This is a genomic window from Bacillus siamensis KCTC 13613 (genome assembly GCF_000262045.1).
In the GTDB taxonomy this organism is placed as follows: domain Bacteria; phylum Bacillota; class Bacilli; order Bacillales; family Bacillaceae; genus Bacillus; species Bacillus siamensis.
On record NZ_AJVF01000001.1, the window covers coordinates 1 to 23,632 of the forward strand.

The following is a 23,632-nucleotide window of genomic DNA, read 5'->3' on the forward strand; positions in this document are numbered from 1 at the left end:
CAGGTACGTTTTGTCTTGTTTAGTTTTCAAAGATCATTACCGCTTGTTGAAGCAGCTTTATTATCTTACCACTCAGCTTCTTTTATGTCAACAACTTTTTTCAAGTCGTTTTCGAAGCTTTTTGTTGTTGTCTGCTGTTCATCAGCGACGAATAATAATATACCATGCATCCGCTAAATATAGCAAGTGTTTTTTTCATCTTTTTTTAAAACTATAATTCGTTATATTCATCTCCGCTGCGGCATACGATGTAATCAAGCATGGACAAGATAAGGAGGCGTCATCAGTGAACCACTTCTACGTGTGGCACATCAAAAGGATAAAACAGCTGCTTATTATTATTATTGCCGCATTTGCAGCAGCCAGCTTTTTTTATATACAGAGAGCTGTCCCCCTTCCTGTATTTTTGACTGATAACGGTCCAAAAGCGATTTCTAAAGGGGAGACGAAATCAGACGAAGTGGCATTAACATTCGATATCAGCTGGGGTGATGAAAAGGCGGTTCCGATTCTGAACGCGCTGAAGGCAAACGGCATTAAAAACGCCACTTTTTTTCTGTCAGCTTCTTGGGCGGAACGGCACCCGGACACAGTCGAACGTATGATTAAAGACGGGCATCAAATCGGAAGCATGGGCTATGCGTATAAGAACTATACCAGTCTAGAGGATCAAGACATCAAGAAGGATATCCTCAGAGCCCAGACAGCATTTAAGAAAATGGGTGTGAAGAATGTTCATTTACTCCGCCCGCCGACCGGACAATTTAATAAAAAGGTTCTTACCATTGCACAGCAGTACCGCTATTCAGTGGTTCATTACAGCATTAACTCACAGGATTGGAGAAATCCCGGCCCTGATAAAATCATTGAAAATGTAAACAGTCATATAAAAGGCGGCGACATTGTTCTGCTGCATGCCTCTGATTCAGCAACACAAACGGAAGAAGCGCTCCCCGCCATCATTCACAATTTAAAGCAAAAGGGTCTTAAAAACGTGACTGTCGGTGATCTGATCGCAAATACTGACGTCAAGTCATCAGAAGTGAAATAGGCTACCTCTGGGCAAACTTCGGCAGCATTAACAGCTGAAATGCGTTGCAGCCCATCAGCGGAATCAGCATCAAATAAAGCCAGTCCTCATTATTCACCCTTAACGCAGGAACCCATTCAAGCGCTGTAATAACAACCATTAAAAATAACGATGAAACGAACGTATTTTTTGAGGACTGCTTTTGTTTTATATATGCCGTTAACAGGCCGACGGCAAGAAGGACAAGCGGAAGCCAGACAAACCCTGCAATCGAGTCATCCCGCTCACCAAAAAACAAAAATCTCACATACATTAAATCAAAAGCAACAAACAGAATGATAAACAGCTGAAGCAGATTCCAAAGCGAGCTTGATCTGAGGATTTCAAGGGCGAAACGGTGCACTGTCAAAAATACGAAAAATCCCATTTGACTGATCACACTGAAGATCATGCCTACTCCGATAAACCAGATCAGAACGGAGAAAAACTGACCGGCCTCAAAATTCAGAAAGAACCCCTTGTACTCCCCCCACTTCAGTGCAAATCCCACGACGCTTGTAATAAGAGCGCCCACAGCTAAAATCGAAAAGAAAAATCGAACAAGCCCGCGGCTTTTCATCTCTTATTCATCCTCCTGACAATCGCGTTCAGCGATATTTTGTTATGTATAAATCCATTCCGGTGAATCATATTAAAAGTAAGAACAAGTAAGGAAGGAGCTTACGCATGTCAAAAGCCAAAACGCTATTGATAAGCTGTTTTGTTGTATTATCTGTAACAGCTTGCGCTCCAAAAGACCAAGCAGCGGATATGGATTATGACCAGACTAAAAAAATGGTTGTCGATATATTAAAAACAGATGATGGAAAAAAAGCAATTAAGGAAATATTAAATGACGATGCGATGAATGAGGCATTGGTGATTGATCAGAATGCCATTAAAGGCACAATAGAGAAAACCCTCACCTCTAAAAAAGGGGCGGAGTTCTGGAAAACCATCTTTGAAGACTCAAAGTTCGCCGAGAGCTTTGCAAAGACACTTCAGCCCGAGCACGAAAAAATCATAAAAAAACTGATGAAAGACCCTGATTATCAGAAAAGTTTTATGCAGATCATGCAGGATCCCGGCATGGATAAAAAATACTACGAGCTGGTGAAAAGCCAAAAATTCCGCAGTTACTTAGAAGATGTGATTACAGAGACACTTTCCAGCCCGCTTTTCAAAAAGCAATTTGAGGATGAACTGAAAAAAGCGGCTTCAAGCTCTGAAAAAGAAAGCTAATAAAAGGCCGGGCCGTATTGATCCCGGCCCCTTTTTTATTCAGCCGTTTTTTTCAATAACTTTTTGGGCGATCCCCATATAAATTTCTCCGATCGGATGGCTTCTGTCATAAACAGAAGGCGCAAACTGGTCTTTGTCCCAATCAGGCTGTTTTAAAGGAATTCTGCCAAGCAGCGGCACCTGCAATTCCTCTGCAAGCTTATCCCCTCCGCCTTGGCCGAACACGTATTCTTTCTCGCCGGTTTTTGCACTTTCATAGTAAGCCATATTTTCAATGACCCCTACCACTTCATGATCTGTCTTAATCGCCATAGAACCCGCTCGCGCCGCTACAAATGCAGCTGTAGGATGCGGCGTTGATACGATAATCTCTTTGCAGCTCGGAAGCATCGTATGTACATCGAGCGCAACATCCCCCGTGCCCGGCGGCAGATCAAGAACGATATAGTCAACCTCTCCCCAGTCAACCTCATGGAAGAAGTTGTTCAGCATCTTACCGAGCATAGGCCCTCTCCAAACAACCGGAGCGTTCTCTTCGACGAAAAAGCCCATAGACATGACCTTTACTCCAAATCTTTCGACAGGAAGCAGTTTTTCTCCTTCTACTGTCGGACGAACTGTAATACCCATCATGTCAGGCACGCTGAATCCGTATATATCCGCATCGATCAGGCCGACTTTTTTGCCGAGCCGAGCAAGAGAAATGGCCAGATTGACGGAAACCGTTGATTTGCCGACCCCGCCTTTTCCGCTTGCCACTGCCAGAAAGACCGGCGGATGTTTCCTATTCAGCAGGGTTTCGCTTTCAGACGCCGGCTGGCTGAATTTCGCCAATGTCTCTTCCGGCAGCTCTTCAAACCGAAGACCGACAGTTTCCGCTCCTGCTTCTTTCAGAACGGATACCATTTCCTGCTGAATGCTCATTTGCTCAGCCGTCCCCGTTTTTGCCAATGCAATTTTCACACTGACATGCCGTTTTTCCGGCTTGATCTTTACTTCCTTAACGGCATCCAATTCTCCCAGCGGTCTATGAAGAAAAGGTTCGCGCATTTTTCCGATTATATTTCTTACTTCATCTTCTCTTATCATCGAACCCTCACCCTTTGTGTATTCGTTTACAAGTGGTATTATACCATATATTAATTATAGAATCGGCGAAAAACCCTCCTTATTCGGGAGGGTCGCCTTTCTCTGTGAAGTATCTCAATACGCCCTTATACACGGAAGAAGCGATGATATCCTGATATTTAGGCTGGCCGAGCCTCTTCGCTTCTGCCGGATTGGATAAAAATCCGATCTCCACCAGCGCGCCCGGTTTGGTTACATTCTGCATTAAATATATGCCGTGTATCCGTTTCGCCTTTCTCGTCGTATTCTCCAGGTTAATTCTCAGTTCATCTTGTATATACTTTGCCACTTTTTCATTCTCTTCGTATTTTCCATAGTAGAAACTTTGGGCGCCGCTCCATCTCGGTGACGGTATGGCGTTCAGATGAATGCTGATATAAAGCTCCGCCTCTGAACGGTTGATGAGTTCCACACGCTTTCTAAGGTCTTCCGCTTTGCGTCTGCTGTAGCCTTTCGTCCCTTCAGGCGCCAAGTCGGTATCCGTCTCCCGCGTCATGATGACCAAAGCCCCTTGCTCCTGTAAATAGTCTCTCACCCTGGAGGCCACCTCAAGAGTAATATCTTTTTCAAGATGACTGCCTCCCGTGGCGCCGCCGTCCGGTCCGCCGTGTCCCGGATCGAGATAGATGATTTTCCCGCTCAGCGGCAGGCTCCACGGCCGCCAGGAATCATCATTATGAAACTGAAACCGGAATAAACACAATAATATGATAAAGCCAAGTAAAAAACCGAGCCATTTCAGTTTTTTTCTCATACTTTTCCCTCCCGCTTGTCCCCGTTATTAATAAGTATGGGACAAGGGAAGAAATTATGATTACCTCATGCGGAGCTTACATTGTTTTTCTCTTTGCAGGAATCCTTCCGTCCACCAGCTGTTGATAAACCGGCAGGACGCTTCATAGATTTCTTTTTGTTCTACGGAAGAATATTGCTCATGCGTCCAATTGCAAAGATATTCAAAAAAATCGACCGTCAGTTCTTCCTCTTCTTCAGCCGAACGCGCGTTTGCCCTCTGCAGGGACTCGCCATAATAGCCAAAGACGCCGAACCGGCCGCCTAATAAATACGCTTCTATTGCAAAATCTATGCATCCTTCACTGAGAATGCCGTTTTCGTCCTGAAAAAAGGGAAACAAGGGGGTAAGACACGCTTTTACGGATTGAATGATTTGCGTCAGTGACAGCTCCTTGAGTAAATTTTTCTCAAGCTCATAATCCTTCTGCCGTTTCACGTCTGAAAAAGATAAAACCTCTGCCATTGCCATTTCACTCTCCTTTTTACTGTTATTTTGAAAGGAATAAGGAAAAAGCATGCTTTGTTGATAGTGGAAATCCTCCCAAATGAAGGGGTTTCATGTTAACTGGGAGAATAAAGAGCAGAGGTGACGTTATGAAAAAGCTGTTTCAATACAATTGGACGGTGCGTGATGAGTGGTTTGCGATATGTGAGAAGCTGAGCCGAGAGGAACTGACGAAATCCCGGACGGGCGGAATGGAGAGCATCTTGCGGACTTTATTTCATATCATTGATGTCGAGATCAGCTGGGCTCGTGCCATTTTAGGTAAAGCTGATGTTTTGCCTGCTGAGTCTGATTATGCCAGCATACAGGATCTCCGGAAGCTCTCTGAACAGTATCGGGAGGATGTCATTCAAGCGGTCTCCGGCAAAGGAGCGGATCTTGTTAAGCCGGGCTGGATGGACCAAACCTTTCATAAAGATGATATTCTCCGCCACATCCTTGCGCATGAGATTCACCATATGGGACAACTATCGGTTTGGGCCAGAGAAATTGGAATAGAACCGGTTTCAGCTAATGTGATCAGCCGCCCGCAGTAAAAAGCCGCAAAAAAACAGCACCGGTGACGGGATGCTGTTTTTATATTTTGATGCTTCTTGTGACGGAGTATGTATTAATGTATTCATCCAGAACGAGGCCGCCCTTGTCCTCATAAAAGCCGGCAACCATGAAGCCTGCGTCAATCTGGCCTTTAATTTGATCCTCTAACGTATGGCCGAATTCAAATGCTTCATGATTCTCAATGAGTTCCTTTACTTTTTTCTTGCTCAGATCTTTTTCATCCGAAAACGGAATGGAATACTTTACTTTTAGGACGCCCTCCTGCTCTAAATCCATATCAAATAAGAACACGACGGGATTTACAAAACCGGAGACTAACGATCCGCCCTTTTTTAATACGCGATAGGCTTCTTTCCATACCGGAAGAACTGAATCAACAAAGCAATTCGATACCGGATGCACGATAAAATCAAATGACTCATCATCAAAACAGCTCAGATCATTCATACTGCCTTTGACAGTCCGAAGTGTAAGGTGATCCCGTTCTGCAACCATTCTGTCTTGCGCAAGCTGCTTTTCCGAATTGTCAAAGACGGTGACATCAGCTCCTGCAGCAGCCAGCACCGGGCCTTGCTGTCCTCCTCCTGAAGCGAGACAAAGAACCTTCAAACCGTCTATGGATGGGAACCAATCCTCCGGCACGTCTTTTGCGGGGGTCATTCTGATGCTCCAATTGCCTTTTTTCGCTTCACCAATCGTATGGGAATCAACCGCAACCGTCCATTCATTGCCCGTTTCAACTTTTTTATCCCATGCCTTGCTGTTATGTATGGCTAACTGATTCATTATAACTGCGCTCCTTATTGGTAATGAATAGAGTATAACAAAACAATTCTAGAAAAACATTGGATAACCTCTTCGATATGAGAAAAAAATACAAAAAAACCACAACCAAGAAGTTGTGGTTTTTGCGCAATCCAAAACGATTAACGTTTTGAGAACTGAGGTGCACGACGAGCGCCTTTAAGACCGTATTTTTTACGTTCTTTCATACGAGCGTCACGAGTCAGAAGACCAGCACGTTTAAGTGTTGCACGGTATTCTGGATCTGCTTCAAGCAAAGCACGAGCGATACCATGACGGATTGCTCCAGCTTGACCAGATAAGCCGCCTCCATGTACGTTTACTAAAACATCATAAGTACCAGCTGTTTCAGTTAAAGTTAATGGTTGTTTGATATCTTCGATTAGAGCTGGAGATGGAATGTGCTCGCTGATTTCACGATTATTAACGACGATACGACCTTCTCCTGGAACTAAGCGCACACGCGCTACAGAACTTTTACGACGGCCAGTACCGTAATATTGAACCTGTGCCAAATTGGTAACCTCCTTTTTAATTAACCGCGAAGTTCGTAAACTTCAGGTTGTTGTGCTTGGTGTGGATGCTCAGAACCACGGTATACGTTCAATTTTTTGAACATTTGACGACCTAGAGAACCTTTTGGAAGCATGCCTTTGATAGCAAGCTCAAGCATTTTCTCAGGGTAGTTTGTACGCATTTCAAGAGCAGTTCTTGATTTCAGACCGCCTGGGTGCATTGTGTGACGGTAGTAGATTTTATCAGTTAACTTTTTACCAGTTAACTCGATTTTTTCAGCGTTGATGATGATCACATGATCTCCAGTATCAACGTGCGGTGTGTAAGTCGGTTTGTGTTTTCCGCGAAGGATAGATGCAACTTCTGTAGAAAGACGTCCTAAAGTCTTGCCTGCTGCATCAACAACTAACCACTTGCGTTCAATAGTACTTGCGTTAGCCATAGGTGTTGTACGCATTTAATTCCCTCCTAAATGATCTGTCATTTTCAATAAACTTCTGTTACGTTCTATTTCACAACACAATAAGTTCCGGGGCTTATCGTGGGGTTGAAATACATACCATATGATATCTTATAACTTTATGCAGACTCTGTCAAGAAAATGTTACACCTGGTTTAGTTGTCATAGCAAACGCTCCATAAATACAGCCCGTGCCCCGGTGCGGTGCGCCCCGCGGCTTCGCGATCCTTCGCTTCCAGCATTGCTTTTACATCATCAGGAGAAAATTTTCCAGTTCCTGTGTCCAATAACGTTCCGGCAATGATTCTGACCATATTATACAGAAATCCGTTTCCGGTGATCCGCATTTGCAGACCGTCTCCGGTCTCAGTCCAATCCAGTTCGTAAACTGTTCTGACTTTATCCTGAACCGCGGTATCAGCCGCGCAAAAACTTGTGAAATCATGTGTCCCAATAAGGTGCCTTGAAGCTTCCCTCATTTTCTGCACATTAAGCTGATATGCAAAATGGTAAGCGTAATGTCGTTTAAATACGTCCGGGTGTTTCTCCGTATATACAAAGTAGCGATATTCCTTTTGGACTGCGCTAAATCGTGCATGGAACCCATCATCCGCAATCTCTGCTGTTTTGACGGCAATATCATCAGGCAGCAGGGCATTGAGCGCAAACGGCCATTTTTCAGCCGGAATGGACAGCGGCGTATCAAAATGAATGACCTGCCCGGCAGCATGAACATCGCTGTCAGTGCGGCCCGATGAGATGACAGGCACCCTGCCGTCCGTTTTGTGGATGACGGCGAGCGCCTTTTCCAATTCACTTTGAACGGTCCGTTTTCCAGGCTGAACCTGATATCCGTTAAACAAATGCCCGTCATAAGCAATGGTACATTTCATTCTCATTCAGCAGCACCTCTAACTTCTTAAGAAAAACAATAATACGGCTAATACGATGATGAGCAGAATAGCTCCGGTATCCTTGCCGGTCCAGACAAGCTTTCTGTATTTCGTTCTCCCCTCACCGCCCTGGTAGCCTCTCGCCTCCATGGCGACCGCGAGCTCTTCCGCGCGTTTAAAGGCGCTGACAAACAGCGGAACAAGCAGCGGAACAACAGCTTTGATTCTGTCTTTCACCGGGCCGCTTGTAAAATCCGCCCCCCTCGCCATTTGCGCCTTCATGATTTTATCCGTCTCCTCCATCAGCGTCGGAATAAAGCGCAGCGAAATCGACATCATCAACGCGAGTTCGTGTACGGGCAGCTTCACCTTTTTAAATGGATTCAAGAGCTGCTCCATTCCATCCGTTATTTCAATCGGCGTTGTCGTCAGCGTCAGCAGCGTCGTCATAAAGATGAGGTAGACGAAACGGAGAGAGATAAAAATCCCCTGTACAAGTCCGCCCTCATACACTTTAAACCAGCCAAGCTGAAAAATGACAGACCCTTCATGCGTCATGAAGATGTGCAGTAAAAACGTAAACGCCACAATCCAGATAATCGGCTTAAGCCCCTTCAGTAAAAAGCTGAAAGGCACTCGCGTTAAGGCGATCACCCCGAATGTAAATAAACCGAGCAAAGCGTACGTCTGCACGTTGTTTGCCAAAAAGACGATACATACAAAAAGAAAGATGCTGACAAGTTTTGTTCGCGGGTCCAACCGGTGAATAAGCGATGAACCGGGAACATACTTTCCGATAATCATGCTGTCCATCATTGGTCCTTTTCCTCCTGAAAGAAAGCCTTAATTTCGCTGGCGGCATCCTGCAGGGTCAGCATGGGTTTCTCATACTTGACGCCGAGAGCCGCCTCAAGCCGTCTCTGAAACTTCACCGATTCAGGAAGATCCAGGCCCATTTCGGCCATCTCTTCACCTTTTGCAAACAAGTCGCGCGGACTTCCCGTCGCTTTAATGGTTCCTTTGTGCATGACGATCATCTCGTCGGCATAGCGGGCGGCATCCTCCATGCTGTGAGTGACGAGAACGGTAGTCAGGTTCCCGCGTTTATGAAGCGCATAGAACATGTCCATAATGTCCTGGCGCCCTCTGGGATCAAGGCCGGCCGTCGGTTCATCCAAAACCAGCACTTCCGGCTCCATCGCGAGAACGCCGGCAATCGCCACTCTGCGCATCTGACCGCCGCTGAGCTCAAACGGCGAACGATCCAAAATGTCTTCCGGGAGGCCCACAAGCTCCAGCATCTCTTTCGCCTTTCGTTCAGCGTCTTCTTTTTTCACACCGAAATTCATCGGTCCGAATGAGATGTCCTTCAGCACAGTCTCCTCAAACAGCTGATGTTCGGGAAATTGGAAAACGATTCCGACTTTTTTCCGCAAAATCTTAAGATTTTTATTCTTTTTACCGGCTGCCAAAATCGTGCTGCCGAGTTCCAGCTGTCCTTTAGTAGGTCTCAGCAAACCGTTTAAATGCTGTAAGAGCGTTGATTTGCCCGACCCTGTATGCCCGATGACGGCCACATAGCTGCCCTCTTTTATCACGGCATTGATATCATACAGAGCAAGCCGTTCAAATGGTGTCTTCATTTGATAGCGGTGTTCTACATCTTGGATTTTAATGTCCACAGCTCATTCACCAGCCCTTCCTGAGTCAGATGGTTTTTCGTTAACGCCAGTCCGCTTTCTTTCAAAAGCAGGCTGAGCTGGAATGAGAAAGGCAAATCAAGACCGATGCGAACCAAGTCTTCATTTAATTTAAAGATCTCTTCAGGCGGGCCTTCTGCATACTTCCTGCCGCCGTTCATTACAATGATTCTGTCCGCCCTTGCGGCTTCTTCCAGGTCATGTGTAATCGAAATGACGGTGGCCGTGCCCTGATCTTTCAAGCGTCTGACAGTATCAAGGACTTCTTCTCTCCCGATTGGGTCAAGCATGGATGTCGCTTCATCCAAAATCATAATATCAGGACGCGCAGCAATAATCCCTGCGATCGCCACTCTTTGTTTTTGACCTCCGGAGAGATGGTGCGGCTCTTGATCAAGAAAATCCTGCATATTGACTTGTTTGACAGCCCAATCTACTCTCTCGATCATTTCTTCGCGCGGAACACCATTGTTTTCTAAACCAAAAGCCACATCATCGCGAACCGTTGTTCCGACAAATTGGTTATCGGGATTCTGAAAGACCATCCCTATTTTTTTTCGCACATCCCACACGGTATCTTCAGTCAGTTTGATGCCGCCGACTTCAATATCTCCGGCCTCAGGCAAAATCAGTCCGTTCAGCGCTCTGGCCAAAGTCGACTTCCCTGAACCATTGTGGCCTACGATAGCAAGCCATTCTCCTTCGTATACCTCCAGACTCACACCGTCCAGCGCCGGTCTTTCTGCATCTTTGCGGTATCGAAATAAGATGTCTTTTACGGATATAAGCTGTTTTTGATCCACGGGTGCCTGGCCTCCTCTCAGCTATAGCTCTGCTTTTCTGTCTCATAATAAAAAGTTCTGATATCTAAAAAAAGGGCATAGATCCAGTTAGAAACTGTCCCGCCCTTCTTTAGATACACAAAAATATGTGATTAAACCAATTCGATGATTGCCATTGGTGCACCGTCACCACGGCGAGGACCAAGCTTCATAATACGTGTGTATCCGCCTTGGCGCTCCTCGTAACGAGTTGCAATGTCAGAGAATAATTTTTGAAGTGCATCTTGGTTATTTTCTTCATTTGCAACCTCGTTGCGAATGTATGCAGCAGCTTGACGACGAGCATGCAAGTCACCGCGCTTACCAAGAGTGATCATCTTTTCAACAACAGAGCGAAGTTCTTTCGCACGTGTTTCAGTTGTTTCAATTCTTTCGTTGATGATCAAATCTGTTGTAAGATCACGAAGCATAGCTTTACGCTGTGAACTCGTACGTCCTAGTTTTCTGTATGACATGTGATGTCCCCTCCTTTAATGGAATGCTGTTTCTAAATAAAAAACACACGAAAATCCTAGTTCACATGGAAACTAGATCAATCGTCTTTGCGAAGGCCGAGTCCAAGTTCTTCTAGTTTCGCTTTCACTTCTTCAAGTGATTTGCGTCCCAGGTTGCGAACTTTCATCATATCTTCTTCCGTCTTGTTCGCAAGTTCTTGAACCGTGTTAATGCCCGCACGCTTCAAGCAGTTGTAAGAACGGACAGAAAGATCAAGTTCCTCAATCGTCATTTCAAGAACTTTTTCCTTTTGATCCTCTTCTTTTTCAACCATGATTTCAGCATGCTGAGCTTCGTCAGTTAAACCAACGAATATATTAAGGTGTTCAGTTAAAATCTTAGAACCGAGAGCAATTGCTTCCTTCGGTCCAGTGCTTCCGTCAGTCCAAACATCAAGTGTAAGTTTGTCATAGTTTGCAACCTGGCCTACACGAGTGTTTTCTACCTGATAAGATAAACGAGAAACTGGCGTAAAGATTGAATCGATCGGAATCACGCCGATTGGCTGATCGTCTCTTTTGTTCGAATCAGCAGGTGTATACCCACGTCCTCTTTGTGCAGTAAGGCGAACTCGGAAACTCGCATTCTCACCAAGAGTCGCGATATGAAGATCCGGATTAAGGATTTCAACATCGCTGTCGTGTGTAATATCAGCTGCTGTGACAGTTCCTTCACCCTGTACATCAATTTCGAGCGTCTTCTCTTCATCAGAGTAGATTTTCAATGCAAGCTTTTTAATGTGCAAGATTATCGTTGTAACATCTTCCACAACGCCTTCGATTGTCGAGAATTCGTGCAGTACACCATCTATCTGGATCGATGTTACAGCGGCACCAGGGAGTGAGGATAAGAGGATACGACGTAAGGAGTTACCCAGAGTTGTACCATATCCACGCTCAAGCGGCTCTACGACAAACTTACCAAATTTGGCATCGTCGCTGATTTCAACCGTTTCGATTTTTGGTTTTTCAATCTCGATCATTACTTAAAACCCTCCTTCAAAACGTCGAAACCTCGAATAGAATCATATGAGATTCCATCCGAAATTCCCCATTGTTTAGTCCCGTATGTGCTCAGGCAACGAGTCGGTGCATTCGTTTCATAAATAACTGTATCATAACCCATTATTGACAGGGACACAAAATCTATACAAACAAATTACACGCGGCGACGTTTTGGTGGACGGCATCCATTATGAGGAACAGGAGTTACGTCTCTGATAGCTGTAACTTCAAGTCCGGCAGCTTGTAAAGCGCGGATTGCAGCTTCACGGCCAGAACCTGGTCCTTTAACAGTTACTTCAAGAGTTTTAAGTCCGTGTTCGATTGAACCTTTAGCAGCTGTTTCAGCAGCCATTTGCGCAGCAAAAGGAGTAGATTTACGAGAACCTCTGAATCCTAGAGCTCCGGCACTTGACCAAGAAAGAGCATTACCATGAGTATCAGTGATCGTAACGATCGTGTTATTGAAAGTTGAACGAATATGAGCGATTCCTGACTCAATATTCTTTTTCACGCGACGTTTACGCGTGTTTTGTTTACGAGCAGCAGCCATTGTTTAGGTACCTCCCTTACTTATTTTTTCTTGTTAGCTACAGTACGACGCGGACCTTTACGAGTACGCGCATTGTTTTTAGAGTTTTGTCCGCGAACAGGCAAACCTCTGCGATGGCGGATTCCGCGGTAGCTTCCGATTTCGATCAGACGCTTGATGTTAAGAGAAACTTCACGGCGAAGGTCACCTTCTACTTTCAGTTTGTCAATAACATCACGGATTTTACCAAGTTCTTCTTCAGTAAGATCACGCACACGAGTATCTTCAGAAACACCAGCCTCTTTCAAGACTTGCTGAGCCGTTGTGCGGCCAATTCCGAAGACATATGTTAAAGAAATAACAACACGTTTGTCACGTGGGATATCTACACCAGCAATACGAGCCATTCTCTGGGCACCTCCTTATTAATTATCCTTGTTTTTGTTTATGCTTTGGATTTTCACAGATCACCATTACTTTTCCTTTTCTGCGAATAACTTTACATTTCTCGCAGATTGGTTTAACTGATGGTCTCACTTTCATGTGTTTCCAACCTCCTTCAGTTTCCGGAGTGCTTTATTTGTAACGGTACGTAATCCTGCCACGAGTTAAGTCATATGGAGATAATTCTACCGTAACTTTGTCTCCAGGTAAAATGCGAATGAAGTGCATGCGGATTTTACCAGATACGTGAGCCAAAACCGTATGGCCATTTTCGAGTTCAACTTTGAACATCGCGTTTGGCAGAGTTTCGACTATCGTACCTTCCACTTCAATTACATCGTCTTTCGCCATTCAAGTGTTCTCCCTTCTTCAAATCAGTAACTTGCTCTCTGACAAATTTCAAAAGAGAAAATCTCAGTTATCCGTTTGTCACACGCCCTGTTTCGTTTATACTGTTCTGAACTTCCGGAGATACGCAATCATAAAGGGTGAATGATTGATATTCTTTTTCTAAGGAGAATGAAATGTACGCTTTTCTCCGTCTGCTTTAGTACATGATGATGAATCGTCATTCCGATAACAGCAGCTAGCCGGTTTTTCCTCCGACCAATTGTAAACCTACAATCTGCCCAGGTGCGGAATGAAAAACATGTGTCACGAAATTCATTTCATCATCTAGACTTTTGTCAGTATATCAAAACCCGTTTCCGTAATCGCAATCGTATGTTCAAAATGAGCACACTTTTTCCCATCTACCGTTACAACCGTCCAGTTATCAGCCAATGTTTTCACATACCGGCTTCCAGCGTTAACCATCGGTTCTATAGCGAGAACCATACCAGGCTTCAGCCTAGGTCCTTTGTTTGGCGGACCGTAATGAGGAATTTGCGGATCCTCATGCAAGTCTTGACCAACACCATGTCCGACATACTCCCTAACAACTGAAAACTGCTCATTTTCGACATACGTTTGTATTGCGTGGGAAATATTCGACAAACGTTCACCTGGTTTTGCTTCCTTCAAGCCTTTATATAAAGACTCCTCTGTCACTTCCAGCAGTCGTTTATCATCATCACTGATGTTTCCTACCGGATATGTCCAAGCAGAGTCACCATGATAACCATTTAATTTAGCACCGATATCAATGCTGATAATGTCACCGTCACGCAAAACCCTTTTACCGGGAATTCCATGAACGAGTTCTTCATTAACTGATACACAGATGCTCCCGCGAAACCCATTATACCCCTTAAAAGATGGGATTGCACCCTGCTTCTCAATAAAACGTTCGGCAATTTGATCCAATTCTTTTGTCGAGATTCCTGGTTTAATGTGCTTTTTCATCTCTTCATGAGTCAAAGCCACGATTCGCCCTGCTTCCCGCATGATGCTAAGCTCACGAGGGGTCTTACAGATAATCATTTGCTCAATCCTCCAAGAAGCTCTTTCACATCTTTGTACACGTCATTAATGTCCTGCTGGCCATTGACGTTGACAAGATATCCTTTCCTGGAATAAAAATCCAGTAAAGGCTGAGTCTGCTTCATGTTGACCTCAAGCCGTTTTGAGACGGTTTCCTCATTATCATCTGCCCGTTGATAAAGGTCTCCTCCGTCTTTATCACAAACACCCGGCGTTTTCGGCGGATTGAAAACCAAATGATAGGTTGTGCCGCAAACACTGCAAATTCTGCGTCCAGTCAAACGTTCCATTAAAGAGTCTTTGTCTACTTTAATGTTGATGACATAATCAATCGGCTTGCCGTATTCCTCAAGAATGTTTTCAAGAGCTTCAGCCTGAGCGACTGTTCGCGGAAATCCGTCCAGAAGAAAACCTCTTTCACAATCATCTTTGCCGAGTCTTTCTTTGACAATACCGATTGTGACTTCGTCCGGTACGAGCTCGCCTTTATCGATATAAGACTTTGCTTCGAGTCCGAGTGGTGTTTCTTCTTTCATAGCAGCACGGAACATATCTCCCGTTGAGATATGAGGTATCCCATAATCCTCAACAATTCGTTCTCCCTGTGTGCCTTTACCGGCTCCAGGAAGTCCCATTAAGACTAAGTTCATTCGGATTTCCCCCGTCCTCTCTTATTTAGAGGAATGGTTAAAACCAGTCCTCTAATTTTTCATAAATCCTCGGTAATTACGTTTCACTAACTGGCTCTCCAGCTGCTTCATTGTCTCCAAGGCTACCCCCACGACAATTAACAAAGATGTTCCGCCAATCTGTGCACTTTGAGGCAATCCAGCGAATTGAATGAAAAAGATAGGAAGAATGGAAATCACGGCTAAGAATATAGAACCCACAAACGTAAGTCGATACAAAATGCTCGTAATTCTATCTTGAGTCATTTTCCCTGGACGAACCCCCGGGATATAGCCACCCTGTTTTTTAAGGTTATCTGCCATTTGTTCAGGGTTTACCTGCACAAAAGCATAGAAGTACGTAAAGGCGATAATTAATGCGACATAAACCGTCATGCCCACCGGATGTGTATTGTCAAAGTTGGCTTGAATCCACTTTGTCACATCGTTTGTTCCGAAAAATGACGCGATAGTACGCGGCGTTATAAGAAACGCAACCGCAAAGATTACCGGAATAACCCCTGCCGGATTCACTTTAAGCGGAAGGTGAGTTGACTGGCCTCCGCCAGCAGGTGAACGACCTTGCCCTTTTGCATATTGAATCGCGATTTTGCGTACGGCCTGCTGAATGAAAATAACACCAACAATTACGGCCAAAATCGCAATCACCAGTAAGGCGATTTTTACAATATGAATAAACAGCTGATCGCTGCTGCCGACAAATTGAGTCTCATAAATCTGCCCAACAGTTTTCGGAATACTAGCCACAATCCCCGCGAAGATGATGATCGAAATTCCGTTTCCTACTCCATTGGAAGTAATTTGTTCTCCCAGCCACATTAAAAAAGCAGTTCCTCCAGTGAGTACTAAAGCAATAATCAGATATGTCGATATGCCGGATTTCTCAATCAGCATACCATTTGCCAGGTTGTTAAACCCGTAAGACATACCTAATGCCTGGATAAAACCAAGCACAATCGTAGAATATCTCGTGAACTGAGCTAATTTACGGCGGCCGACTTCACCTTGCTTAGACCACTCGGTAAACTTCGGCACAACATCCATCTGAAGCAGCTGAATGATGATCGAAGCAGTGATGTAAGGCGTAATTCCCATCGCAAAGATGGAGAACTGATAAAGCGCACCGCCGCCAAATGTATTAAGGAGATCAAAAACCCCCATCGAACTTTGTGTCTGTAACGCCTGAGCATTAACATATGGCACAGGGATAAACGCACCTATGCGAAAGACGATAAGCATGAGTAATGTGAAAATGATTTTATTCCGAATATCACTCACACGCATAAAGTTGGAGATTGTCTTAAACAAGTTAGATCACCTCAGCTGTACCGCCAGCAGCTTCAACAGCTTCTTTCGCAGAAGCAGAGAATTTATTGGCTTTTACAGTTAATTTTTTCTCTAATTTACCGTTGCCAAGAATCTTTACTCCTGCATTTAGTTTGCTAATAACACCAGTCTCAAGAAGAAGTTCAGGAGTGACTTCCGTTCCTTCCGCAAAACCGTTCAATTTGTCTACGTTCACAATAGCGTATTCCTTACGGTTGATGTTTGTAAAACCACGCTTAGGAAGACGTTGGAATAAAGGCATTTGTCCCCCCTCGAATCCAGGGCGCACACCGCCGCCGGAACGAGCGTTTTGACCTTTGTGACCTTTACCAGCTGTTTTACCGTTACCAGAACCAATACCACGACCTACGCGATTGCGCACTTTGCGTGAACCTTCTGAAGGCTTTAATTCATGAAGTTTCATTAGGACACCTCCTTAGCCTATAATTTATTTTTATTGTTCTTTAACAGAAACTAGATGAGATACTTTATTAATCATACCGCGGATCGCAGCGTTATCTTCATGAACAACAGTTTGGTTCGTTTTCTTTAAACCAAGTGTTCTGACAGTAACGCGCTGATCTTCCGGGCGACCGATTACACTGCGTTTGAGGGTAATTTCTAATTTAGCCATTAATGTTCCCTCCTTATCCTAACAGTTCTTCTACAGATTTTCCACGAAGCTTCGCAACATCTTCGGCACGTTTAAGCTCACTTAAACCTTGAAGTGTTGCACGGATCATGTTGATCGGTGTGTTAGAACCTAAAGACTTAGAAAGGATATCAGCAACGCCAGCAAGCTCAAGTACCGCACGTACAGGGCCTCCAGCGATAACTCCAGTACCTTCAGAAGCAGGTTTCAACAAGATATTGCCTGCACCGAAACGTCCGATGATTTCGTGTGGAATCGTAGTTCCAACCATTGGTACTTCAATCAAATTCTTTTTCGCATCTTCAACAGCTTTGCGGATTGCTTCAGGTACTTCTTGTGCTTTACCAGTACCGAAACCTACGTGACCGTTTTTGTCACCGACAACGACTAGAGCTGCGAAACGGAAACGACGACCACCTTTAACAACTTTCGCTACGCGGTTAACCGTAACTAAGCGTTCTTCTAACTCTAATTTGCTTGGGTCAATACGACGCATAATCATGTGTCCCTCCTTTTTTTATTAAAATTTCAGTCCGGCTTCACGAGCTGCATCGGCCAGAGCTTTTACACGTCCATGGTATAAGTATCCGCCGCGGTCAAATACTACGTCAGAAACACCTTTCTCAGAAGCGCGTTTCGCAACGAGTTCACCGACTTTAGCAGCAGCAGCGCTGTCACCAGTGCTTTCCACGTTCAAATCTTTGTCGAGAGTAGAGGCACTAACAAGTGTAACGCCATTTACATCATCGATGATTTGAGCATAAATGTGTTTGTTTGAACGGAACACATTCAGACGAGGTCTTTCAGCTGTGCCTGAAAGTTTAGCACGAACACGAGCATGTCTTTTTTGACGAGCAGCATTTTTGCTAGTTTTCGTAATCATCCTTGGTCACTCCTTTCTTCACTTTAAGCGGTCTTACTTAGCAGATTTACCTTCTTTACGGCGAACAACTTCACCTTCGTAGCGGATTCCTTTACCTTTGTAAGGCTCTGGAGAACGTACAGCGCGGATGTTAGCAGCAGTAGCTCCTACACGCTCTTTGTCTGTACCTTTTACAACTACTTTCGTTTGAGAAGGAACTTCGATTTCGATGCCCTCTTCAGGAACCATCTCAACAGGGTGAGAGTATCCAACGTTTAAAACAAGTTTGTTACCGGATTTAGCCGCACGATAACCGACACCGACTAATTCCAAACCTCTTTCAAATCCTTTAGATACGCCTTCAACCATGTTTCCAAGCAGACTGCGAGTCGTACCATGCAATGCACGGTGCTCTTTATGATCAGATGGACGAGTGACTGTAAGCACGTTGTCCTCAATTTTGATTTCCATATCAGGATGGAAAGTACGAGTTAATTCTCCTTTTGGTCCTTTTACAGATACAGTGTTGCCTTCGTTCAGCGTTACTGTAACTCCAGAAGGAATCTCAAGCAGTTTTTTACCTACACGAGACATACTAAAACACCTCCATTCTTGTTAAACTTCTTACCAAACGTATGCTAGAACTTCTCCACCAGCTTGTTTTGCACGGGCTTCTTTGTCCGTTAAAACACCTTGTGATGTAGAAATAATCGCGATTCCAAGACCGTTAAGTACGCGAGGTACTTCATTTGATTTAGCGTATACACGCAAACCTGGTTTGCTGATTCTTTTAAGACCAGTGATAACGCGCTCGTTGTTTTGTCCGTATTTCAAGAAAACGCGGATGATACCTTGTTTGCTGTCTTCTACGAACTCAACGTCACGAATGAAACCTTCACGCTTTAAAATGTCAGCAATTTCTCTTTTCAATTTAGAAGCAGGAATTTCAAGCTTCTCATGACGTACCATGTTTGCATTGCGAATACGAGTCAGCATATCTGCAATTGGATCTGTCATAACCATTATATAATTACCTCCTTCCCATTCTTGGGGATTACCAGCTGGCTTTTTTCACGCCAGGAATTTGTCCTTTATATGCAAGCTCACGGAAACAAATACGGCAAAGTTTAAATTTACGAATGACTGAGTGCGGACGTCCGCAGCGTTCACAGCGAGTGTACTCTTGCACTTTAAACTTTGGTGTACGTTGTTGTTTCGCAATCATTGACTTTTTAGCCACGATTTCGCCTCCCTTTCATTGATTATTTCTGGAACGGCATACCTACTTGAGTTAATAGCTCACGAGCCTCTTCATCAGAGTTAGCAGTCGTTACGATAACGATGTCCATTCCGCGAACCTTTGTTACTTTATCGTAGTCAATTTCAGGGAAGATTAACTGTTCTTTGATACCAAGAGTGTAGTTTCCGCGACCGTCGAAAGATTTCTTAGAAATCCCGCGGAAGTCACGTACACGCGGTAAAGATACAGAAATAAGTTTATCAAGGAAATCATACATGCGCTCTCCGCGAAGAGTTACTTTCGCACCGATAGGCATTCCCTCACGAAGACGGAATCCAGCAATTGATTTCTTCGCACGAGTAACGACAGGTTTTTGACCTGCGATAAACGTTAATTCTTCAACAGCACTGTCAATTGCTTTCGCATTTTGAACAGCATCACCAACACCCATGTTGATTACGATTTTTTCGATTTTTGGCACCTGCATAACAGAGTCGTAGTTGAACTTCGTCATTAAAGCAGGTGAAATTTCTTTATTGTACTTTTCTTTAAGGCGGTTCATGAGATAGACCTCCCTTCCTTTAATTACTATTTATCTAAAACTTGCCCAGATTTTTTAGCAATACGAACTTTTTTGCCATCTTCCACTTTGTATCCTACGCGAGTCACTTCACCTGTTTTAGGATCGAGCGGCATAACGTTTGATACATGAATTGGCGCCTCTTGATTAGAAATACCGCCTTGAGGGTTTGTTTGAGTCGGTTTAGAGTGTTTCTTCACCATGTTCACGCCCTCAACTAGAACGCGGTCCTTTTTAGGGAAAGCAGCAAGGATCGTACCTTGTTTGCCTTTATCTTTACCAGAGATAACCATAACTTTATCGCCTTTTTTCACATGCATCCTGATCGCACCTCCTTGAGTAAGGCATTTATTTCATTAGATAACTTCTGGAGCCAGAGAAACAATTTTCATGAAGTTGTTTTCACGTAATTCACGAGCAACCGGTCCGAAGATACGAGTTCCACGCGGGCTCTTGTCGTCACGGATGATAACACATGCATTCTCATCGAAGCTGATGTATGATCCGTCAGTTCTGCGTGCTCCGCTTTTTGTGCGAACGATAACAGCTCTTACGACTTCACCTTTTTTGACAACGCCTCCTGGTGTTGCTTGTTTAACCGTGCAAACAATTACATCACCAATGTTAGCCGTTTTACGTCCAGAACCGCCAAGAACTTTAATAGTAAGTACCTCACGCGCACCGGAGTTGTCAGCAACTTTTAAACGAGTCTCTTGTTGAATCATTATTTGTTACCTCCCTTCGGAAAAAGAATTCCGAACTTTATTAGATAATAACAGCTTCTTCGACAACTTCTACTAGACGAAAACGTTTAGTTGCAGATAATGGACGAGTTTCCATGATCTTCACGATGTCTCCGATTTTAGCTTGATTATTTTCATCATGTGCTTTTAATTTCTTTGAGTATTTTACGCGTTTACCGTAAATAGGATCCTTTTTGTATGTTTCAACAACAACAGTGATGGTTTTATCCATTTTGTCAGAAACAACACGGCCTTGGTAAACCTTGCGTTGGTTACGTTCGCTCATGCTCACGACCTCCCCTCAGTGATTATTTGTTAGCAGCAATTTCTCTTTCACGAATCACAGTTTTCATGCGCGCGATAGCTTTGCGCACTTCACGAATGCGAGCAGTATTTTCAAGTTGTCCTGTCGCTAATTGAAAGCGAAGATTGAAAAGTTCTTCTTTAAGAGACTTTACTTTTTGTTCAATTTCAGCAGTGGTAAGGTCACGAATTTCATTAGCTTTCATTTGATTCACCACCAATTTCTTCACGTTTTACGAACTTCGTTTTAATTGGCAATTTGTGAGATGCAAGACGAAGCGCTTCACGAGCTACCTCTTCAGACACACCAGAAATCTCAAATAAAACTTTGCCCGGTTTTACAACAGCTACCCAGCCTTCAGGAGCCCCTTTACCGGAACCCATCCGTACCTCAAGCGGTTTAGCAGTGTAAGGTTTTGAAGGGAAAATTTTAATCCAAACTTTACCGCCACGTTTCATGTAACGAGTCATCGCAATACGTGCAGCTTCGATTTGGCGGTTCGTGATCCAAGAAGCTTCAAGAGCCTGGATACCGTACTCACCAAAATGTACTTCAGTACCGCCTTTAGCGCGACCGCGCATTTTTCCGCGATGCTCTCTGCGATATTTAACGCGTTTTGGTAATAACATATTATTTTCCTCCTTCCTCAGTTTTCTTCTTAGTAGGAAGAACCTCTCCACGATAGATCCAGACTTTTACACCGAGCTTACCGTAAGTTGTGTCAGCTTCAGATGTTGCATAGTCGATGTCAGCACGTAAAGTGTGCAATGGAACAGTTCCTTCACTGTAGTATTCAGAACGAGCGATGTCAGCTCCGCCAAGACGGCCGGAAACCATTGTTTTCACACCTTGTGCTCCAGCACGCATAGTGCGTTGGATTTGTTGTTTCTGCGCACGGCGGAAAGAAATACGGTTTTCTAGTTGACGAGCGATGTTGTCAGCTACAAGCTGAGCATCAAGATCTGCTCTTTTGATTTCAAGAATGTTAATGTGTACACGCTTGCCAGTTAGGCTGTTAAGGGCTTTACGAAGTGCTTCAACTTCAGAACCGCCTTTACCGATTACCATACCAGGCTTAGCAGTGTGGATCGTAATGTTAACGCGGTTTGCTGCGCGCTCGATTTCTACTTTAGAAACAGAAGCGTCAGAAAGGCGTTTGCTAATGAATTCACGAATTTTTAAATCTTCGTGCAGGAAGTCAGCGTAATCTTTACCAGCGTACCACTTAGATTCCCAATCACGAATGACTCCGATACGAAGACCGACTGGATTTACCTTTTGACCCACTACTTATCCCTCCTTCTTTTCTGATACAACGATTGTAATGTGGCTCGTACGTTTGTTGATTTGGCTCGCACGTCCCATAGCACGCGGGCGGAATCTTTTTAACGTTGGGCCTTCGTCAACAAATGCCTGAGAAATAACCAGATTGTTAGCGTCCATCTCGTAGTTGTGCTCAGCATTTGCGATAGCAGATTTTAAAACTTTTTCGATGATTGGAGAAGCAGCTCTCGGAGTTAGGTTCAAGATAGATACTGCTTCGCCTACTTGCTTACCTCGAATCAGGTCCATTACTAGACGTGCTTTACGAGGAGCAATACGGACTGTTCTTGCAACAGCTTTAGCTTGCATTTAAAAGCCTCCTCTCTTAGCGTCTTGTTTTTTTATCGTCACTGGCGTGGCCTTTGTAAGTACGAGTCGGTGCGAATTCGCCCAACTTGTGGCCTACCATGTCTTCAGAAATGAATACAGGCACGTGTTTACGTCCGTCATATACTGCGATTGTGTGACCGATAAATTGTGGGAAAATAGTTGAACGGCGAGACCAAGTTTTTACAACTTGTTTCTTGTCCGTTTCATTTAATTTCTCGATTTTTGTCATCAAGTGTCCATCGACAAATGGTCCTTTTTTCAAGCTGCGAGCCATTTTGGAACCTCCCTTCGTGATTGCACTACGGTCCGAAATGAACCGTAGACAACCCCGTTATTTATTTTTACGACGACGTACGATAAATTTATCAGATTTGTTCTTTTTCTTACGTGTCTTGAATCCAAGAGTCGGTTTGCCCCAAGGAGACATTGGTGATTTACGTCCGATTGGCGCGCGACCTTCACCACCACCGTGCGGGTGATCGTTAGGGTTCATTACAGAACCGCGGACTGTAGGGCGGATGCCTTTCCAGCGAGAGCGTCCTGCTTTACCAACGTTGATAAGTTCGTGCTGCTCGTTACCTACTTGACCGATAGAAGCGCGGCAAGCAGAAAGGATCATGCGAACTTCACCAGAGTTAAGACGTACAAGAACGTATTTGCCTTCTTTACCAAGAACCTGAGCAGATGTACCAGCTGAACGTACAAGCTGTCCGCCTTTACCAGGTTTTAATTCAATGTTATGCACAACAGTACCAACAGGGATGTTGATAAGCGGAAGTGCGTTACCTACTTTGATGTCAGCTTCAGGGCCGGACATGATTTCAGTACCTACTTGAATTCCTTTTGGTGCAAGAATGTAACGTTTTTCTCCGTCTACATAGTTGATTAGTGCGATGTTAGCTGAACGGTTTGGATCGTATTCAACTGTAGCAACGCGTCCAGGTATACCATCTTTATCGCGTTTGAAGTCGATAACACGGTATTGGCGTTTGTGTCCGCCACCTTGGTGACGTACAGTCAATTTACCTTGGTTGTTACGTCCGCCTTTTTTGTGAAGGGGAGCAAGCAAGGATTTTTCCGGCTGGTCAGTCGTGATTTCAGCAAAATCTGAAGTTGTCATGCCACGACGTCCGTTAGAGGTCGGTTTATACTTTTTAATCGCCATTTTGAATTTCCC

Annotated in this window: 40 protein-coding genes and 1 pseudogene; 3 read left to right on the forward strand and 38 right to left on the reverse strand. The window is 44.3% G+C overall.

The annotated features are described in order from the left end of the window. Positions 1 to 286 precede the first annotated feature (286 nt). Complete coding sequence (gene pdaB, locus Y79_RS0100005) at positions 287 to 1,051, forward strand: polysaccharide deacetylase family sporulation protein PdaB (RefSeq protein WP_016935885.1); 765 nt, start codon at positions 287 to 289, stop codon at positions 1,049 to 1,051. 1 nt (position 1,052) lies between these two features. On the opposite strand, the gene kbaA is transcribed toward pdaB, so the two are convergent. After that, a complete protein-coding gene (gene kbaA / locus Y79_RS0100010) occupies positions 1,053 to 1,649 on the reverse strand; it encodes a KinB-signaling pathway activation protein (protein ID WP_016935886.1) in 597 nt (198 codons plus the stop codon). A 107-nt stretch (positions 1,650 to 1,756) separates the two neighbouring features. Between kbaA and gerD the strand changes: the two genes are divergently transcribed. After that, entirely contained in the window at positions 1,757 to 2,311 is a 555-nt protein-coding gene (gene gerD / locus Y79_RS0100015; protein ID WP_016935887.1) for a spore germination lipoprotein GerD, read from the forward strand. Between the two features lie 39 nt (positions 2,312 to 2,350). Here the strand turns inward: gerD and Y79_RS0100020 are convergent, their stop codons facing one another. The 3 genes from Y79_RS0100020 to Y79_RS0100030 form a co-directional block, all read right to left on the reverse strand. After that, entirely contained in the window at positions 2,351 to 3,400 is a 1,050-nt protein-coding gene (locus tag Y79_RS0100020; protein WP_016935888.1) for an Mrp/NBP35 family ATP-binding protein, read from the reverse strand. Positions 3,401 to 3,479: 79 nt separating this feature from the next. After that, complete coding sequence (cwlD, locus tag Y79_RS0100025; protein WP_016935889.1) at positions 3,480 to 4,193, reverse strand: N-acetylmuramoyl-L-alanine amidase CwlD; 714 nt, start codon at positions 4,191 to 4,193, stop codon at positions 3,480 to 3,482. Positions 4,194 to 4,253: 60 nt separating this feature from the next. Further along, complete coding sequence (locus tag Y79_RS0100030) at positions 4,254 to 4,697, reverse strand: DUF2521 family protein (RefSeq protein ID WP_029575198.1); 444 nt, start codon at positions 4,695 to 4,697, stop codon at positions 4,254 to 4,256. Between the two features lie 131 nt (positions 4,698 to 4,828). On the opposite strand from Y79_RS0100030, the gene Y79_RS0100035 reads away from it, so the two are divergent. Then, positions 4,829 to 5,275 carry a DinB family protein gene (locus tag Y79_RS0100035; protein ID WP_016935891.1) on the forward strand — a complete coding sequence of 149 codons (447 nt, stop codon included), beginning with the start codon at positions 4,829 to 4,831 and terminating at the stop codon, positions 5,273 to 5,275. Positions 5,276 to 5,315: 40 nt separating this feature from the next. On the opposite strand, the gene Y79_RS0100040 is transcribed toward Y79_RS0100035, so the two are convergent. From Y79_RS0100040 to rplB, 34 genes and pseudogenes are all read right to left on the reverse strand, one after another. Beyond that, a complete protein-coding gene (locus Y79_RS0100040) occupies positions 5,316 to 6,083 on the reverse strand; it encodes a class I SAM-dependent methyltransferase (RefSeq protein WP_016935892.1) in 768 nt (255 codons plus the stop codon). A 140-nt stretch (positions 6,084 to 6,223) separates the two neighbouring features. Next, positions 6,224 to 6,616 (reverse strand): 30S ribosomal protein S9, encoded by a 393-nt coding sequence (rpsI, locus tag Y79_RS0100045; RefSeq protein WP_003225846.1) that lies wholly within the window; start codon positions 6,614 to 6,616, stop codon positions 6,224 to 6,226. A gap of 20 nt (positions 6,617 to 6,636) precedes the next feature. Next, a complete protein-coding gene (gene rplM / locus Y79_RS0100050) occupies positions 6,637 to 7,074 on the reverse strand; it encodes a 50S ribosomal protein L13 (RefSeq protein ID WP_013350824.1) in 438 nt (145 codons plus the stop codon). A 158-nt stretch (positions 7,075 to 7,232) separates the two neighbouring features. Next, the gene (gene truA, locus Y79_RS0100055; protein WP_016935893.1) at positions 7,233 to 7,976 is read right to left on the reverse strand and encodes a tRNA pseudouridine(38-40) synthase TruA; all 744 of its coding nucleotides are present in this window, start codon (positions 7,974 to 7,976) and stop codon (positions 7,233 to 7,235) included. Positions 7,977 to 7,988: 12 nt separating this feature from the next. After that, on the reverse strand, positions 7,989 to 8,786 hold the full coding sequence (locus tag Y79_RS0100060; RefSeq protein ID WP_016935894.1) for an energy-coupling factor transporter transmembrane component T family protein: 798 nt from the start codon (positions 8,784 to 8,786) through the stop codon (positions 7,989 to 7,991). Next, positions 8,783 to 9,652, reverse strand: a complete 870-nt coding sequence (locus tag Y79_RS0100065) for an energy-coupling factor ABC transporter ATP-binding protein (RefSeq protein WP_016935895.1) — start codon at positions 9,650 to 9,652, stop codon at positions 8,783 to 8,785. The genes Y79_RS0100060 and Y79_RS0100065 overlap by 4 nt, the downstream gene beginning before the upstream one ends. After that, a complete protein-coding gene (locus Y79_RS0100070) occupies positions 9,628 to 10,473 on the reverse strand; it encodes an energy-coupling factor ABC transporter ATP-binding protein (protein ID WP_016935896.1) in 846 nt (281 codons plus the stop codon). The genes Y79_RS0100065 and Y79_RS0100070 overlap by 25 nt, the downstream gene beginning before the upstream one ends. A gap of 131 nt (positions 10,474 to 10,604) precedes the next feature. Continuing rightward, complete coding sequence (gene rplQ / locus Y79_RS0100075) at positions 10,605 to 10,967, reverse strand: 50S ribosomal protein L17 (protein WP_003156550.1); 363 nt, start codon at positions 10,965 to 10,967, stop codon at positions 10,605 to 10,607. A gap of 77 nt (positions 10,968 to 11,044) precedes the next feature. After that, a complete protein-coding gene (locus Y79_RS0100080; RefSeq protein WP_003156549.1) occupies positions 11,045 to 11,989 on the reverse strand; it encodes a DNA-directed RNA polymerase subunit alpha in 945 nt (314 codons plus the stop codon). Between the two features lie 176 nt (positions 11,990 to 12,165). Further along, the gene (rpsK, locus tag Y79_RS0100085; RefSeq protein ID WP_007410409.1) at positions 12,166 to 12,561 is read right to left on the reverse strand and encodes a 30S ribosomal protein S11; all 396 of its coding nucleotides are present in this window, start codon (positions 12,559 to 12,561) and stop codon (positions 12,166 to 12,168) included. 20 nt (positions 12,562 to 12,581) lie between these two features. Next, positions 12,582 to 12,947: a 30S ribosomal protein S13 gene (gene rpsM / locus Y79_RS0100090; protein WP_003156545.1), complete on the reverse strand. Its 366-nt coding sequence runs from the start codon at positions 12,945 to 12,947 to the stop codon at positions 12,582 to 12,584. A gap of 22 nt (positions 12,948 to 12,969) precedes the next feature. Beyond that, a complete protein-coding gene (gene rpmJ, locus Y79_RS0100095) occupies positions 12,970 to 13,083 on the reverse strand; it encodes a 50S ribosomal protein L36 (RefSeq protein ID WP_003156543.1) in 114 nt (37 codons plus the stop codon). A gap of 33 nt (positions 13,084 to 13,116) precedes the next feature. Beyond that, the gene (gene infA / locus Y79_RS0100100; RefSeq protein WP_003156508.1) at positions 13,117 to 13,335 is read right to left on the reverse strand and encodes a translation initiation factor IF-1; all 219 of its coding nucleotides are present in this window, start codon (positions 13,333 to 13,335) and stop codon (positions 13,117 to 13,119) included. Continuing rightward, positions 13,313 to 13,595, reverse strand: a pseudogene (locus Y79_RS1000000121605) (KOW domain-containing RNA-binding protein). The gene infA and the pseudogene Y79_RS1000000121605 overlap by 23 nt, the downstream one beginning before the upstream one ends. 64 nt (positions 13,596 to 13,659) lie before the next feature. Beyond that, positions 13,660 to 14,406 (reverse strand): type I methionyl aminopeptidase, encoded by a 747-nt coding sequence (gene map / locus Y79_RS0100105; protein ID WP_003156505.1) that lies wholly within the window; start codon positions 14,404 to 14,406, stop codon positions 13,660 to 13,662. Continuing rightward, the gene (locus Y79_RS0100110) at positions 14,403 to 15,056 is read right to left on the reverse strand and encodes an adenylate kinase (protein ID WP_016935897.1); all 654 of its coding nucleotides are present in this window, start codon (positions 15,054 to 15,056) and stop codon (positions 14,403 to 14,405) included. The genes map and Y79_RS0100110 overlap by 4 nt, the downstream gene beginning before the upstream one ends. A 51-nt stretch (positions 15,057 to 15,107) precedes the next feature. Further along, positions 15,108 to 16,403: a preprotein translocase subunit SecY gene (gene secY, locus Y79_RS0100115; protein WP_016935898.1), complete on the reverse strand. Its 1,296-nt coding sequence runs from the start codon at positions 16,401 to 16,403 to the stop codon at positions 15,108 to 15,110. 1 nt (position 16,404) lies between these two features. Next, complete coding sequence (rplO, locus tag Y79_RS0100120; protein WP_003156499.1) at positions 16,405 to 16,845, reverse strand: 50S ribosomal protein L15; 441 nt, start codon at positions 16,843 to 16,845, stop codon at positions 16,405 to 16,407. Between the two features lie 30 nt (positions 16,846 to 16,875). After that, complete coding sequence (gene rpmD / locus Y79_RS0100125; protein WP_003156497.1) at positions 16,876 to 17,055, reverse strand: 50S ribosomal protein L30; 180 nt, start codon at positions 17,053 to 17,055, stop codon at positions 16,876 to 16,878. Positions 17,056 to 17,068: 13 nt separating this feature from the next. Continuing rightward, positions 17,069 to 17,569 (reverse strand): 30S ribosomal protein S5, encoded by a 501-nt coding sequence (gene rpsE / locus Y79_RS0100130; protein ID WP_003328273.1) that lies wholly within the window; start codon positions 17,567 to 17,569, stop codon positions 17,069 to 17,071. Between the two features lie 24 nt (positions 17,570 to 17,593). Then, the gene (gene rplR / locus Y79_RS0100135) at positions 17,594 to 17,956 is read right to left on the reverse strand and encodes a 50S ribosomal protein L18 (RefSeq protein WP_013350816.1); all 363 of its coding nucleotides are present in this window, start codon (positions 17,954 to 17,956) and stop codon (positions 17,594 to 17,596) included. Positions 17,957 to 17,989: 33 nt separating this feature from the next. After that, on the reverse strand, positions 17,990 to 18,529 hold the full coding sequence (gene rplF / locus Y79_RS0100140; protein ID WP_016935899.1) for a 50S ribosomal protein L6: 540 nt from the start codon (positions 18,527 to 18,529) through the stop codon (positions 17,990 to 17,992). A 30-nt stretch (positions 18,530 to 18,559) separates the two neighbouring features. Then, entirely contained in the window at positions 18,560 to 18,958 is a 399-nt protein-coding gene (rpsH, locus tag Y79_RS0100145) for a 30S ribosomal protein S8 (protein ID WP_003156489.1), read from the reverse strand. A gap of 31 nt (positions 18,959 to 18,989) precedes the next feature. Then, positions 18,990 to 19,175 (reverse strand): 30S ribosomal protein S14, encoded by a 186-nt coding sequence (rpsN, locus tag Y79_RS1000000120490; protein ID WP_003156488.1) that lies wholly within the window; start codon positions 19,173 to 19,175, stop codon positions 18,990 to 18,992. 22 nt (positions 19,176 to 19,197) lie between these two features. Then, on the reverse strand, positions 19,198 to 19,737 hold the full coding sequence (rplE, locus tag Y79_RS0100155) for a 50S ribosomal protein L5 (RefSeq protein WP_003156487.1): 540 nt from the start codon (positions 19,735 to 19,737) through the stop codon (positions 19,198 to 19,200). 26 nt (positions 19,738 to 19,763) lie between these two features. Further along, positions 19,764 to 20,075 carry a 50S ribosomal protein L24 gene (gene rplX / locus Y79_RS0100160; protein ID WP_014469620.1) on the reverse strand — a complete coding sequence of 104 codons (312 nt, stop codon included), beginning with the start codon at positions 20,073 to 20,075 and terminating at the stop codon, positions 19,764 to 19,766. Positions 20,076 to 20,111: 36 nt separating this feature from the next. Next, positions 20,112 to 20,480, reverse strand: a complete 369-nt coding sequence (rplN, locus tag Y79_RS0100165) for a 50S ribosomal protein L14 (protein ID WP_007410404.1) — start codon at positions 20,478 to 20,480, stop codon at positions 20,112 to 20,114. A 40-nt stretch (positions 20,481 to 20,520) separates the two neighbouring features. Further along, positions 20,521 to 20,784 carry a 30S ribosomal protein S17 gene (rpsQ, locus tag Y79_RS0100170; protein WP_016935900.1) on the reverse strand — a complete coding sequence of 88 codons (264 nt, stop codon included), beginning with the start codon at positions 20,782 to 20,784 and terminating at the stop codon, positions 20,521 to 20,523. A 22-nt stretch (positions 20,785 to 20,806) separates the two neighbouring features. After that, positions 20,807 to 21,007, reverse strand: coding sequence for a 50S ribosomal protein L29 (gene rpmC / locus Y79_RS0100175; RefSeq protein WP_003156482.1), 201 nt, complete (start codon positions 21,005 to 21,007; stop codon positions 20,807 to 20,809). Then, the gene (rplP, locus tag Y79_RS0100180) at positions 20,997 to 21,431 is read right to left on the reverse strand and encodes a 50S ribosomal protein L16 (protein ID WP_003156478.1); all 435 of its coding nucleotides are present in this window, start codon (positions 21,429 to 21,431) and stop codon (positions 20,997 to 20,999) included. The genes rpmC and rplP overlap by 11 nt, the downstream gene beginning before the upstream one ends. Position 21,432: 1 nt before the next feature. Further along, positions 21,433 to 22,089 (reverse strand): 30S ribosomal protein S3, encoded by a 657-nt coding sequence (gene rpsC / locus Y79_RS0100185; protein ID WP_003156476.1) that lies wholly within the window; start codon positions 22,087 to 22,089, stop codon positions 21,433 to 21,435. Between the two features lie 3 nt (positions 22,090 to 22,092). Further along, entirely contained in the window at positions 22,093 to 22,434 is a 342-nt protein-coding gene (rplV, locus tag Y79_RS0100190) for a 50S ribosomal protein L22 (RefSeq protein WP_003156475.1), read from the reverse strand. A 16-nt stretch (positions 22,435 to 22,450) separates the two neighbouring features. Next, a complete protein-coding gene (gene rpsS / locus Y79_RS0100195; protein ID WP_003156472.1) occupies positions 22,451 to 22,729 on the reverse strand; it encodes a 30S ribosomal protein S19 in 279 nt (92 codons plus the stop codon). A 57-nt stretch (positions 22,730 to 22,786) separates the two neighbouring features. Beyond that, positions 22,787 to 23,620 carry a 50S ribosomal protein L2 gene (gene rplB / locus Y79_RS0100200; RefSeq protein ID WP_003156470.1) on the reverse strand — a complete coding sequence of 278 codons (834 nt, stop codon included), beginning with the start codon at positions 23,618 to 23,620 and terminating at the stop codon, positions 22,787 to 22,789. Positions 23,621 to 23,632: the final 12 nt, after the last annotated feature.